The following is a 12,045-nucleotide window of genomic DNA, read 5'->3' as shown; positions in this document are numbered from 1 at the left end:
TCTCGTTTTTTAAAGCAATTCGGATACTCAAATCCAAACGCTTCAATTCAGGTGTCAATATAATGGTTTCAGCCAAAAAAGACAAATATTATTGTAGTAATATTGTTGTTTTTTGGCGACAAATTGCTTTCATTTGGGTTTTGTCTTTGAATTTTATTGAATTTTTATTGCGATATTATTTGTGCTAAAATACAACATTCATATGTCTAACCACAAAACTCAAATCAAAATTGTCAAAAATACCGATGAAAAAATGTCCATAATGCCGAAATACTTGCCACAATCAAAATGACTTTTGCAATAAATGCCACCGTTTGATGTACCGCCTGTTTTTGCTGGCGATTGAGTAAGGCGCGAAACGCAAAAATCAACAACGCTAATGCCAATAAAATCCACAATATTTTGTTTAACCACATTTTTTAGGCTGCCTATTTCCATAAAAGCCCAAAAAAATTTCAGGCTGCCTCCATATTATATGATAAAGGCAGCCTGAAAATCACACAGACAATTATTTGCTTGACTTAGCGGCTTTGTCCAATTTGCATTGTTCTAACACAATAGCGTTTCTGCCATTTTTGCGAACGGATAATTTGCCGCCATCAACGCTGTGTAATGTGGCGGGAGTGGCTGGCAAAGTTGTCCAAATTGTGCCATCAGCTTCACGGCTTTCAAATACATTCATCAATGGACTGGGTAAACGCCATAACCCTTTGCTAATAATACCGTTTACTTTTACTTGCGCTACGACGATTTCACCATTTTTAATACCGTACATGGCGGTCATTTTTTGTTGTGTGCCGTTGGTGGTGCAGTTGTAGGCTACTTCTTGGGTGCTGTCTAATTGATTAATCACAACTTTATCATTAGTAGCAACAGTGGTTTTGGTATCTTTGGCAAATGCAGGTGCGCTGATGGCTAAACTGGTTGCTAAAGCCAATAAACTGATTTGGATTGATTTATTCATCTTTTAAATTCCTTTGTTTTAGGTTAGGGAAAGAGACTTTCAGGCTGCCTTTGACGATTTATCCGCAATTGCCTGAAAAATAATTGCCTTGATTATAAAACGAATAAATGTGTTTGCACGTTTGTTTCCGTTAAACTTCGTTTGATTCTGTGATGGCTTTTTCAGGCAGCATCGCAAACCATGCCGACACCGTTTCTTCCACTTCATCAATGCCTTGTTTTTTTAAACTGGAAAACAATTGAACCGAAATGGCTTGGCGTTCCGTGAAAGGCTTAAGCTGTTTATGAACGCTTGCCAACGTTTTGATTTGTTCATTTTTGGACAATTTGTCTGCTTTGGATAGCAAGATATGCACGGGTTTCTCCGTCAATGCGAAAAAATCCAGCATTTGTATGTCTAGTGGTTTGAGTGGGTGGCGAGCGTCCATAATCAACACCAAGCCAATAAGTTGGCGGCGCGTTTGCAAATAATCACCCAATAATTTAACCCAGTGAGTGCGAATGGCTTCAGGTACTTGCGCGTAGCCATAACCTGGTAAATCCACCATAAAATGTCCGTTGGTTAATTCAAAAAAATTAATATGTTGTGTACGCCCTGGTGTTTTGGAAACGTAGGCTAAACGAACGTGATTGCATAATGTATTAATGGCACTGGATTTACCTGCATTACTGCGTCCAACAAACGCAATTTCAGCAGGGGTATCGGGTAAATCTTTTAAATGATTCACAGTGGTAAAAAAACGGGCGTTTTGAAATAAATTCATGTTGTTCTCAAAATGAAAATAGGGAAAAATTAAGCAATGTCAATTTGTGATAATTTGGTATAATTTGAAAATCATGCGTAAGACGCATTGTATAGCCAAATAAAAATTAACTAAATCGTTTTATTTGGTTATCACCGAACCCACACCCAAATCGTCTGGGTCGCATAAACAAACGAATAGTTTTAAGGAACACAGAATGAAACGTATCTCTTTATTGGTCGCCATGTTGTTAGCGGGTTCGGTATCTGCCGCACCCAAAGCAGATTTAGCCAAAGGCAAAAACATTGCCGAGAAAGTATGTGCTGCTTGTCATGCGGCAGATGGCAACAGTGGTATTGCAATGTACCCAAAATTATCCGCACAACACGCTGATTTTATTATCCGTGAAACCAAAGCCATCAAAGAAGGCAAACGAACCACAGGTTCTTCAGCTGCAATGACACCTATGGTGCAAAGTTTGAGTGATGATGATATTCGCAATGTGGCCGCTTATTTTGCCAAACAAACTCCTAAACCTGGTGAAGCCAATCCCAAGCAAAATCCCGATGTAGGCAGAAAAATTTATCAATCAGGTATTCCTGAAAAACATGTGCCAGCGTGTATGTCATGCCATGGGCCAAGCGGTGCAGGTACGCCAGGTGGTGGTACGGCAGTAACTGCATTCCCACGTATTGGTGGACAGCACGCCAATTATGTCGCAGACCAATTGAAAAATTATGCTGAAGGCAAACGCGTTAGTCCTAACAACATGATGGAAGACATCGCCAAACGCATGAATGAAGATGACATGAAATCAGTGGGTAATTATATTCAAGGTTTGTATTAATTATCTTGTTTTGCAAATATAAAAGGCAGCCTGAAAAATAATTCTAGGCTGCCTGAAGTCTTTTGAATTGTACTCAACTCTTGGATTTTGCAGGGTTTTTAATTGAATTATCTTTGGTTGGGAATTCTTTGATAAAGACTATACACGTGTAACCATCAGCGCGTGTAACCGCCGATTATCCGCACGTGCCACTGTCAATTGCAAATCACCCAACTGCACTTTTTCGCCACGCACAGGCAAATGCCCTAATTCGTGAATAACCAAACCGCCAATTGTGTCCGCTTCTTCATTGCTAAATTGAGTGCCAAAATATTGATTAATGGTGTCAATTTCAGTTGTGGCTTTGACGTGCCAACGTTCTGCCGACACGGGCATGATTTCTGCACCATCGGTTTCATCAAATTCATCTTCAATTTTACCGACAATTTCTTCAATCAAATCTTCAAATGTAACCAAACCAGAAATGCCACCGTATTCGTCCACGACAATCGCCATGTGGTTGTGTTGTTCTTGAAATTCTTTTAGTAGCATTTTCAATAACTTACTTTCAGGAACAAACACGGCTGGGCGCAAAATATTTTCTAATTTAAATTGTTCGGGGTTCAGCGTGAATTTCAGCAAATCTTTGGCGTGCAAAATACCCAAGACGTGGTCTTTGTCGTCCGTAATCACAGGAAAGCGCGAATGTGCGGTGTCTACAGCATAAGCAATAATGCGTTCCATGCTATCGGTGGTTTTAATCACATCCATTTGGGCACGGCTAATCATCACATCGCGTACTTGCATTTGGTTGAATTTCAACATATTTTCCAAACGCAACAAGGTGTCGCTGTCAATGGCTTCTTGTGCATAGGATTGTTGCAATACCTCACGTAATTCTTCGGGGTTTTCAGGCGCAAGGCTGGCTGAAACGCGTTTGAATAATCGGCTAAATAAATTGGGAGATTGATTGTCCATAATATTGAATTTTTTGGTTATTTATTTTTAGGTTATTTAGAACCCATATTCATAGCCAACGTAAAATGATTTTTGTTCCAGTTGGTGTGAATGTACAGCGAATTTCATGCTAATGGCACTCCTATTTAGCGTAAAATTCAATGCAGCAGGCATGCTAAATGGGGCAAAGACATCGCATTTGGCTGTGAATACAGGTTATTATAGTCGTTTAAAACAAAAATAGGACAAAGCAACCTCTGTATGCATCTGGTATATAAGGGAACGGACAACGTAGTAATATTTTGAATTTTAAACAACTATATTTTCTTTAGTATGGTAAGTGGAACATTAAAAATTCGCACTTTTGATAAAAGTTTTGCAAAGGTTTCAGGCTGCCTGAATTGGGTTAGTCAAGTGGAATATGCTTTTGCAAAATATCCACAATTTCATCAGCGTCATCAGTTAAATATAAATAATCCAATTCATGTTGATTAATTAAATTCCGTGCCATCAATTGATTGTGAATCCAATCCATCAAACCTTGCCAGAATTCACGTCCCACCAAAATAATCGGGCAACGTGCCACTTTGTGTGTCTGAACTTGGGTTAAACATTCAAATAATTCATCCAGCGTACCAAACCCACCAGCCATCACCAAATGCGCTTGTGAATATTTCACAAAAGTGGCTTTACGCGCTGAAAAATTGTCAAATTGCAATGAAATGTCTTGGAATTCATTGGCCTTTTGCTCGTGTGGCAAAACAATATTCAAACCTATCGATTGCCCACGTCCACCAAACGCGCCTTTATTGGCAGCCTGCATAATGCTGGGTCCACCACCTGAAATAATGCTGTAACCCAATTGCGATAAACGATGTGCCAATTGTTCAGTAAATTGGTATTCGGGGCTGGTTTCAGGCAGCCTTGCGCTCCCATAAATGCTAACGGCGTGGCGCACGTTAATCATGGCGTGGTCAGCCTCGGTAACTTCGGTACAGATATTGTGTTGAGTCATGATTATTTTTCCTCTTGTGTGATGATGGTGCTTTAAATATAAGAACCTGTATTCATAGCCAACATGAAATGGATTTTTGTTCCAGTTGGTACGAATGTCAGGCGAATTTCATGCTAATAGCGTTCCTATTAGCGTGAAATTCAACGCAGCAGGCGTGCCAAATGGGGCAAAAAGACATCGCGCTTGGCTGTGAATACAGGTTCTAAGTATAATTAATTAAACAGTGTTTTTCAGGCAGCCTGAAAATTATTTTTTTGGCAATTTTAAACCAAATGATTTCACATAACTTTTTTCGTCCAATTCTTTGACGGTTACGCGAACGCCGTCCCAATCCAAACAATCCCCCGCTACAGGCACATCACCAAACGCATGACGAAACGCCGCCAAAAGCGTGCTGTCCGCTACATCGTCCTGAATCTTCAAACCATACATAAACGCCAATTCCCGCAATTTAACATCAGGATTGACCACAAACTCGCCATAAAATTGCTGCTCGCGTAACTGTTTGTCTGCACTGGCAAATTGTAACGCAAATTCATCACCCAAATCTTCAGGCAGCACGTACCACGCAATATCACCTGCTTGCATTTGCGTTGTCATATTCACATTGATTGTCTGATTGTCGCGCACCAACGCAAACAAAGACGCGTTACCAAATTGACGCGTTAAGGCTTGCGGATGACTGTTTTCAGCATCCGAACCAGATGCCACTTCAAACGATAATAAATTAACCGCCAATTTTTCCGCCAACCACACTTCACGATTATCCAACGGTTCGGGTTTGGGTGGCAAAATCATATTCAATTTTTGGGCAATCCAACCAATGGTCGTCCCCTGAATCAACAGCGACAAAATCACCACCTCAAACGCCACATCAAACAACAATTGCGCGTGCTCTCGTTGCACGCCTTCCATCATCGGGATAATCGCCAGCGTAATGGGTACTGCGCCACGCAAACCCACCCAACTGATATACGCAATTTCTTTATTGGCATATTTGTTAAACCATTTCAATGAAGACCATACCGCCAAAGGTCGCGCCACAAAAATCAGGCAGCCTGCAATAATCAACGCGTCAAAACCATGCGACCACACACGCGATGGCGTAACCAGCAAACCCAACACCAAAAACATCGCCGCTTGCGCCAACCATGCCAAACCGTCCATGACATTTAAAACGTGTTGCGTAGATGAATTGTGCGAATTACCCACCATCACCCCCACCAAATACACCGCCAAAAAACCACTGCCATCAAATAAATTTGTCAATGAAAATACCAACAAACCACCCGATGCAATCATCAACGCATACAAACCCTCCGCTAACCGAATTTTGCTCAACAACATCGCCAATATTTTGCCAGCCAATAAACCAAATCCCAAACCCAAACCCAATTGCTGCACCAACATCAGCAGCGTGCCACCCAAACTCGCTGCTTCAGGTTTCACAATCATTCCAATAAACAACGACACCAGCAAAATTGCCATCGGGTCATTAATGCCACTTTCTAATTCTAAAGTGGCTTGAATCCGCTCATTCAGTTGTACACCACTGTTTCGCAACAAAGAAAATACCGCCGCCGCATCGGTTGAACCCACAATCGCCGCCATCAAAACACCCAGTTTCCAATCAATATGCAAATAAAACGTGGCAAATACCCCCAAAATCGCTACCGATGCCAATACCCCCCAACTCGCTAATGCCACCGCAGGTTTCAACGCAATGCGAAATACTTTTAATTTGGTACGCAAACCACCGTCCAGCAAAATCATCGCCAACGACATTTGGCTAATAATCGTCGCCACCGTGAAATTATCAAATTTAATCCCAAAGCCTTCTTCACCTGCCAGCATACCCATGCCCAAAAAAGTCAACAACAATGGCATACCCAAACGCGTGGAAATTCGGCTGACAAGCACACTCACAAACAGCAAAATCCCCATCACGAAAAAGACAATATTGATTTCAAACATAAGATAATTCCCTCGCAAACCACAACAAAATAATCGCGCATTTTAAATTATTTATTATGAAAATTCAATATGTTAATCTTATTATTTTAGTAAAACAAGCACAAAACAACACCCCTTCCATTTTCAGGCAGCCTGAAAGCATTTTTACGCTATAATCCAACTTATTTTTCAAAGACAAAAAATATGCAAATTTTAACCATACTCGGCAGCACAGGCAGCATCGGGGTGTCCACTTTAAACGTGATTTCACGACACCCCGACCAATTCCAAATTTTTGCACTGGCTGGACACACACAAGTAGAAAAATTAGCCGAACAATGTCGTCAATTTTCCCCCAAATACGCCGTTGTGGCAGACAAAAATCACGCCACAAAATTGCGCGAATTGTTAGGAAGCCTGAAAATTGAAATCTTGCATGGCAAACAAGCTTTAATTGACATCGCCACTGCCAGCGAAGTAACAGGCGTGATGTGCGCAATTGTCGGCGCAGCAGGATTGCCATCTGCTTTGGCGGCGGCGCAATGTGGTAAAACCATTTATCTTGCCAACAAAGAAACACTGGTGGTTTCAGGCAGCCTGTTTATGGAAACAGCAAAGGCAAATGGCGCAAAAGTATTACCCATTGACAGCGAACACAATGCGATTTTTCAAGTTTTACCACATGATTATTCAGGCAGCCTGAAAGATTCGGGCATCAAATCCATTATTTTGACAGCGTCTGGTGGTTCATTTTTGCATACGCCATTGAATGAATTAGCCCAAATTACGCCCACGCAAGCCGTCAAACACCCAAATTGGTCAATGGGACAAAAAATTTCGGTGGATTCGTCTACAATGATGAATAAAGGATTGGAGCTGATTGAAGCGCATTGGCTGTTTAATTGTCCGCCTGAAAATTTGGAAGTCGTGATTCACCCACAATCCATTATTCACAGCATGGTACGTTATTTGGACGGCAGCGTGTTGGCGCAATTGGGTAACCCCGATATGCGTACACCGATTGCGTATTGTTTGGGGCTGCCTGAACGAATCGAGTCGGGCGTGGGCGATTTGGATTTTGGTCAATTATCGGGTTTAACGTTTAGCGAGCCTGATTTTGCTCGTTATCCATGCTTAAAATTGGCGTATGATGCAATGTTGGTGGGTGGTTCTGCGCCGTGCGTGTTGAATGCGGCAAATGAAATTGCAGTAGCAGCGTTTTTACGCGAACAAATTGGTTTTACCGACATTGCACGTGTGGTAGAACACTGTTTGTCGCAATCTGAATTTATTTCAGGCAGCCTGAATAGTATTGATGAGTTGTTAGATTTGGACAGCGAAGTCCGACAAAATGCAGCAAAATGGATTAATTCGCTGGACGCGTAATCCCTGAATATTTCAAATTAAAAAATAAAGGAAATCAATAAAATGAAAGGCTGGATTTATATTCTCAGCAATGAAGCCGTACCCGACTGGCTTGCCATCGGCTGCTCTGATTCCGACCCCGAAGCATTGGTACGACAATACGGTAATTCAGGAATCAAATTACCTTATCCATTTGAATTACAATATGCTTTACGCACACCTTATCCGCAAAGCCTATTGCAAAAAATTCACGAACAATTAGCCGACAAATGCGTTAATCCCGACCACAACAGCGATTGGTTTGAATGCGATTTGCTCAACAGCATTCGCATCACACGAAAAATCGCAGGCAACAGCGCAACAGGTGAGGCATTTTACGGACGCGCACGCCAAATGGTGCAAGAAGCACAACAAAAAAAACAAACCCACACCGAAAATGCCCAAACCACATCCACTAATCCGCCAACGCTTTTATCGGACGAGCAGCCTGAAATCAAACAGGTTCGCACCACGCCCAAGCCGCAGCACGGTAAACGCCCATCACCTGTCGCGCCCAAAATCAGCTCGCCACAACCTGCTGCCTTAACCGAACCCGATACCAACCCCCAAATTTCCCCCACCGAAACCAAACCCGATAATCCAAAATTGGTGATGTTATTAATTGCGGTATGGGTTATGTTAATGGTTGTGGTGGCATTTTTGGGCGCGTATGTATTTGGATATATTTAACCTATTAATCATTTGAAGGAATCAACATGAAACAATCTCAAGATGATTTAAAACGTTTAGCCGCCGCTAAAGCCCTAGAATTTGTACCAGAAAATGAATACATTGGCATTGGTACGGGCAGCACTGTGAATTTTTTCATTGAAGCATTGGGCAAAAGCGACAAAAAAATCAAAGGCGCAGTAACCACATCACGCAAAAGTTCAGAATTATTGGCGCAATACGGTATCCCTGAAATTCACGCCAACGAAGTTACGCGTTTACCTGTGTATTTTGACGGTGCAGATGAAGTAAACCACACATTACAAATGATTAAAGGCGGTGGTGGCGCACATTTAACCGAAAAAATTGTGGCGCGTTTATCCGAACAATTTATTTGTTTGGCAGACGAAAGCAAATATGTAACGCGACTGGGAAAATTCCCCGTGGCAGTGGAAGTGATTCCGATGGCACGAAGCATGGTGGCACGAAAAATCGTGGCACTGGGTGGCAATCCTGAATTGCGAATCGGATTTAAATCATTCAATGGAAATGAAATTTTAGATGTATCGGGTTTAGATTTGAGTAAACCCATGGAAATGGAAGACCGCTTAAATCAAATTTTAGGTGTGGTAGAAAATGGCATCTTTGCACATGATACAGCGGATTTGTTAATTTTAGCGCAACAAAATGGCGTAGAATTAATTAAACCACATATTTAATTTTTCAGGCTGCCTGAAAGATTCATACAGGGTGCGTTTCTAACTTATCATTTGATTGATGCAATGGTATGTTAAAAACGTACCCTTTTTGACACAGGTTTCAGGCTGCCTGAAATTCGCCCTAATGCACATAGAAAACGCTATAATTTTAACCAAATCAATTCATTTTTACACAACATGATGCCCATCTCATTAACCGAACTGGTGCGTTTATTGGAACAACGTAACCACATTTTTTCTGCCGACCCCACAGTCATCACCGAACAACTACGCCAAAATCATCAAGATAACCTCAGCAAACTCCACCGCCGCGCCGAACTTATTGATCGCCATCAAGAACTCGCCGACCGATTGAATCGTCATCAACACCGCATTCAATGGCTGCTGTATATGGCAGCGGCGGTATGGTTTATAACGGGATTTATGGGAACGTATGGTTTAATGCAGCAATCAGCGTTAAATTTTTTTGTGGTACTGATGGGCATTTTGGGCATGAATACGATTATGTTATTCATTTGGTTGATTAATGTTTGTTTTCGCCGTCAAACCCAATCCATCACTATTCCCTTTTTATACGGTAAACATTCAGATGCAGTCGGGCAAGCCATTGCGCAACTTGATTCAGATGCCATGTTCCGCCCACATACTATGTGGCGGCGTAGCGTGGTGATGCACCGCTTGACGTTGATGGGTTTAATGGGGATGTTTGTGGCAGCGTTATTGCTGTTGTTGGTGCGACAATATCGCTTCACTTGGGAAAGCACTTTACTCAGTAATCAAACAATGACTCATGCAATTGCATATTTGGCATGGCTACCTGAAAAATTGGGATTTGATGTCCCCACTGCTTCTGCAATCTTGGCAAGCCGAAATCATTTAGATGAAACCAATGCAGCTACATGGGGCAGTTTATTACTCGGTAGTTTGCTGTGCTATGGCATTTTGCCGCGCTTACTGGCATGGGGCGTCAGCGTGTGGCAAACACATCGCCATCAACCCGAATTGAATCTCCAACTCCCCTATTACCAAAATATTATTCAACGCTGGCAACGCAAAATTGTAGACAGCGACCAAGATTATTCACCCGACCCCGTTCGCCAATCACCAGCGATTACGCTTCAGGCAGCCTCACAACATTGGGCGGTGGCAGTGGATATGTTGCCACAAAATAATCCACAATGGTATCAAGATGTTTTGGGACAAGAATGGCTCAATCAAAACGTGGTTGCCAGTCGTGATGAATGGGTACATTTGGCGCAAACAGCGGCAGCGCAACCCGTGCAATTATTGGTGGCAATTCGCGCTGCACAAACACCAGACCGTGGTACGATTCGCCGTTTAGCGAGTTTGGGGACGAATGTGATTGTGTGGTTATGGACAGATTCAACATCAGACAGCAGCACGCAAGAACGTCTGCAACAATGGTACGACGTTTGTGAACAATATGGCTGGACTTGGGTTAAGTGTAACAATGTAAAATCATTGTAAAAAATGGTTTAATCATTATAATATCGCTTTATTAATATAAAACCAGTTGATTGGTTCGCCTATTTTTTCAGGCAGCCTGAAACAGGAGCAAACCCAAAATGACTTGGAACATTCCCATTTTTCTGACATGGTTACGCATCGGGCTGATACCGATTTTTACGTTAATGTTGTATGTGCCAAACAATTGGTTAGCCACGCAAATAACCAATTGGATTGCTGCCTGCATTTTCATTGTGGCAGGGATTACCGATTGGTTGGACGGCTATTTGGCACGAAAATGGCATCAAACTTCGGATTTTGGTGCATTTTTAGATCCGATTGCTGATAAATTGATGGTAGCGGTTGCACTGATTTTGCTGATAGAACAAGAACGTACACCAGCATTATATGGTATTGTGATTATCAGTCGTGAAATCACCATTTCAGCACTTCGCGAATGGATGGCACAAATGGGCAAACGCAGCAGCGTGGCGGTAGCGAGTATTGGGAAATTCAAAACTGCTGCCCAAATGATTTCTATTACGATGTTATTAATTTATGATAATCAATTTATGGGTTTGAATTTGATTTTGATTGGTAACTTATTGATGTTAATTGCATCTATTTTGACTATTTGGTCAATGTGTTACTATTTAAAAATGGCGTGGAAAGAATTTCAATAAAATATCGCAAAAAGCGCTTGACAATATTTTCACAAGCATTATAATGCCGTCTTCTTCGCTGCAATGTGAAGCGAAGCGGGAATAGCTCAGTTGGTAGAGCGCAACCTTGCCAAGGTTGAGGTCGCGAGTTCGAGACTCGTTTCCCGCTCCAGTTTGTTTTTATTTTGAAATATGCGGGAATAGCTCAGTTGGTAGAGCGCAACCTTGCCAAGGTTGAGGTCGCGAGTTCGAGACTCGTTTCCCGCTCCAATTTTGTCTGAGGCGAAATAGCATAGTGGTAATGCAGCGGATTGCAAATCCGTGGACGCCAGTTCGATTCTGGCTTTCGCCTCCAGCGATTCACTGGCGGGGTGGCAGAGTGTTGATGCAATAAGGGGTGCAACCCTTATATAGGCTGGTTTAATTCCACGCCCCCGCCTCCAAAAATAAATCCAGTTTCAGAGTGCCCGAGTGGTGGAATTGGTAGACACAACGGACTTAAAATCCGTCGCTCCTAAACCGAGCGTACCGGTTCGATTCCGGTTTCGGGCACCACATTTAAAAAACAGCCTTTTTAAAGGCTGTTTTTTTCGTCTACATTCGTCTACAGTTGTTGCATAACATCAATCATCTTTTTCAATATGATTAAATAAAATACTTGTTGCAA

General features: G+C 42.1%; 12 protein-coding genes and 4 tRNA genes. 10 read left to right on the top strand and 6 right to left on the bottom strand.

What is annotated here, in order from left to right:
• Nucleotides 1–233: 233 nt before the first annotated feature.
• The 3 genes from BWP33_RS00530 to yihA all read right to left on the bottom strand — a co-directional run bounded on the left by BWP33_RS00530 (nucleotide 234) and on the right by yihA (nucleotide 1,727).
• On the bottom strand, nucleotides 234–416 hold the full coding sequence (locus BWP33_RS00530; RefSeq protein ID WP_002642632.1) for a protein MIGRI: 183 nt from the start codon (nucleotides 414–416) through the stop codon (nucleotides 234–236).
• A gap of 92 nt (nucleotides 417–508) precedes the next feature.
• Nucleotides 509–964 carry a hypothetical protein gene (locus BWP33_RS00525; protein ID WP_002642633.1) on the bottom strand — a complete coding sequence of 152 codons (456 nt, stop codon included), beginning with the start codon at nucleotides 962–964 and terminating at the stop codon, nucleotides 509–511.
• Between the two features lie 130 nt (nucleotides 965–1,094).
• Nucleotides 1,095–1,727 carry a ribosome biogenesis GTP-binding protein YihA/YsxC gene (gene yihA, locus BWP33_RS00520; protein WP_002642634.1) on the bottom strand — a complete coding sequence of 211 codons (633 nt, stop codon included), beginning with the start codon at nucleotides 1,725–1,727 and terminating at the stop codon, nucleotides 1,095–1,097.
• A gap of 196 nt (nucleotides 1,728–1,923) precedes the next feature.
• Here yihA and BWP33_RS00515 point away from each other — a divergent pair, with 196 nt between their 5' ends.
• Nucleotides 1,924–2,553: a c-type cytochrome gene (locus tag BWP33_RS00515; protein ID WP_002642635.1), complete on the top strand. Its 630-nt coding sequence runs from the start codon at nucleotides 1,924–1,926 to the stop codon at nucleotides 2,551–2,553.
• A gap of 138 nt (nucleotides 2,554–2,691) precedes the next feature.
• On the opposite strand, the gene BWP33_RS00510 is transcribed toward BWP33_RS00515, so the two are convergent.
• The 3 genes from BWP33_RS00510 to BWP33_RS00500 all read right to left on the bottom strand — a co-directional run bounded on the left by BWP33_RS00510 (nucleotide 2,692) and on the right by BWP33_RS00500 (nucleotide 6,478).
• Nucleotides 2,692–3,510: a CorC family transporter gene (locus tag BWP33_RS00510; protein WP_002642636.1), complete on the bottom strand. Its 819-nt coding sequence runs from the start codon at nucleotides 3,508–3,510 to the stop codon at nucleotides 2,692–2,694.
• A gap of 385 nt (nucleotides 3,511–3,895) precedes the next feature.
• Nucleotides 3,896–4,504: an LOG family protein gene (locus BWP33_RS00505; protein WP_002642637.1), complete on the bottom strand. Its 609-nt coding sequence runs from the start codon at nucleotides 4,502–4,504 to the stop codon at nucleotides 3,896–3,898.
• A gap of 246 nt (nucleotides 4,505–4,750) precedes the next feature.
• Nucleotides 4,751–6,478 carry a potassium/proton antiporter gene (locus BWP33_RS00500; RefSeq protein ID WP_002642638.1) on the bottom strand — a complete coding sequence of 576 codons (1,728 nt, stop codon included), beginning with the start codon at nucleotides 6,476–6,478 and terminating at the stop codon, nucleotides 4,751–4,753.
• 183 nt (nucleotides 6,479–6,661) lie between these two features.
• On the opposite strand from BWP33_RS00500, the gene ispC reads away from it, so the two are divergent.
• The 9 genes from ispC (at nucleotide 6,662) to BWP33_RS00455 (ending at nucleotide 11,933) form a co-directional block, all read left to right on the top strand.
• Entirely contained in the window at nucleotides 6,662–7,843 is a 1,182-nt protein-coding gene (ispC, locus tag BWP33_RS00495; RefSeq protein WP_002642639.1) for a 1-deoxy-D-xylulose-5-phosphate reductoisomerase, read from the top strand.
• Nucleotides 7,844–7,885: 42 nt separating this feature from the next.
• The gene (locus tag BWP33_RS00490) at nucleotides 7,886–8,551 is read left to right on the top strand and encodes a GIY-YIG nuclease family protein (RefSeq protein WP_002642640.1); all 666 of its coding nucleotides are present in this window, start codon (nucleotides 7,886–7,888) and stop codon (nucleotides 8,549–8,551) included.
• A 26-nt stretch (nucleotides 8,552–8,577) separates the two neighbouring features.
• The gene (rpiA, locus tag BWP33_RS00485; protein ID WP_002642641.1) at nucleotides 8,578–9,249 is read left to right on the top strand and encodes a ribose-5-phosphate isomerase RpiA; all 672 of its coding nucleotides are present in this window, start codon (nucleotides 8,578–8,580) and stop codon (nucleotides 9,247–9,249) included.
• A 177-nt stretch (nucleotides 9,250–9,426) separates the two neighbouring features.
• The gene (locus BWP33_RS00480) at nucleotides 9,427–10,737 is read left to right on the top strand and encodes a DUF2868 domain-containing protein (RefSeq protein ID WP_002642642.1); all 1,311 of its coding nucleotides are present in this window, start codon (nucleotides 9,427–9,429) and stop codon (nucleotides 10,735–10,737) included.
• 98 nt (nucleotides 10,738–10,835) lie between these two features.
• The gene (gene pgsA / locus BWP33_RS00475; RefSeq protein ID WP_002642643.1) at nucleotides 10,836–11,399 is read left to right on the top strand and encodes a CDP-diacylglycerol--glycerol-3-phosphate 3-phosphatidyltransferase; all 564 of its coding nucleotides are present in this window, start codon (nucleotides 10,836–10,838) and stop codon (nucleotides 11,397–11,399) included.
• A 75-nt stretch (nucleotides 11,400–11,474) separates the two neighbouring features.
• Nucleotides 11,475–11,550 (top strand) — tRNA-Gly (locus BWP33_RS00470).
• 22 nt (nucleotides 11,551–11,572) lie between these two features.
• Nucleotides 11,573–11,648, top strand: a tRNA-Gly gene (locus tag BWP33_RS00465).
• A gap of 11 nt (nucleotides 11,649–11,659) precedes the next feature.
• A tRNA-Cys gene (locus BWP33_RS00460) sits at nucleotides 11,660–11,733 on the top strand.
• A gap of 110 nt (nucleotides 11,734–11,843) precedes the next feature.
• Nucleotides 11,844–11,933, top strand: a tRNA-Leu gene (locus tag BWP33_RS00455).
• Nucleotides 11,934–12,045 lie beyond the last annotated feature (112 nt).

The organism is Simonsiella muelleri ATCC 29453, from assembly GCF_002951835.1.
In the GTDB taxonomy this organism is placed as follows: domain Bacteria; phylum Pseudomonadota; class Gammaproteobacteria; order Burkholderiales; family Neisseriaceae; genus Simonsiella; species Simonsiella muelleri.
Note: the sequence above shows the minus strand (reverse complement) of the source record. Positions and strands in the feature narration are given on the sequence as shown.

Coding starts and splice junctions, on each gene's coding strand:
- BWP33_RS00525 (WP_002642633.1), bottom strand. CDS start 964: ATGAATAAATCAATCCAAATCAGTTTATTGGCTTTAGCAACCAGTTTA.
- pgsA (WP_002642643.1), top strand. CDS start 10,836: ATGACTTGGAACATTCCCATTTTTCTGACATGGTTACGCATCGGGCTG.
- rpiA (WP_002642641.1), top strand. CDS start 8,578: ATGAAACAATCTCAAGATGATTTAAAACGTTTAGCCGCCGCTAAAGCC.
- BWP33_RS00510 (WP_002642636.1), bottom strand. CDS start 3,510: ATGGACAATCAATCTCCCAATTTATTTAGCCGATTATTCAAACGCGTT.
- BWP33_RS00515 (WP_002642635.1), top strand. CDS start 1,924: ATGAAACGTATCTCTTTATTGGTCGCCATGTTGTTAGCGGGTTCGGTA.
- BWP33_RS00505 (WP_002642637.1), bottom strand. CDS start 4,504: ATGACTCAACACAATATCTGTACCGAAGTTACCGAGGCTGACCACGCC.
- BWP33_RS00480 (WP_002642642.1), top strand. CDS start 9,427: ATGATGCCCATCTCATTAACCGAACTGGTGCGTTTATTGGAACAACGT.
- yihA (WP_002642634.1), bottom strand. CDS start 1,727: ATGAATTTATTTCAAAACGCCCGTTTTTTTACCACTGTGAATCATTTA.
- ispC (WP_002642639.1), top strand. CDS start 6,662: ATGCAAATTTTAACCATACTCGGCAGCACAGGCAGCATCGGGGTGTCC.
- BWP33_RS00500 (WP_002642638.1), bottom strand. CDS start 6,478: ATGTTTGAAATCAATATTGTCTTTTTCGTGATGGGGATTTTGCTGTTT.
- BWP33_RS00530 (WP_002642632.1), bottom strand. CDS start 416: ATGTGGTTAAACAAAATATTGTGGATTTTATTGGCATTAGCGTTGTTG.
- BWP33_RS00490 (WP_002642640.1), top strand. CDS start 7,886: ATGAAAGGCTGGATTTATATTCTCAGCAATGAAGCCGTACCCGACTGG.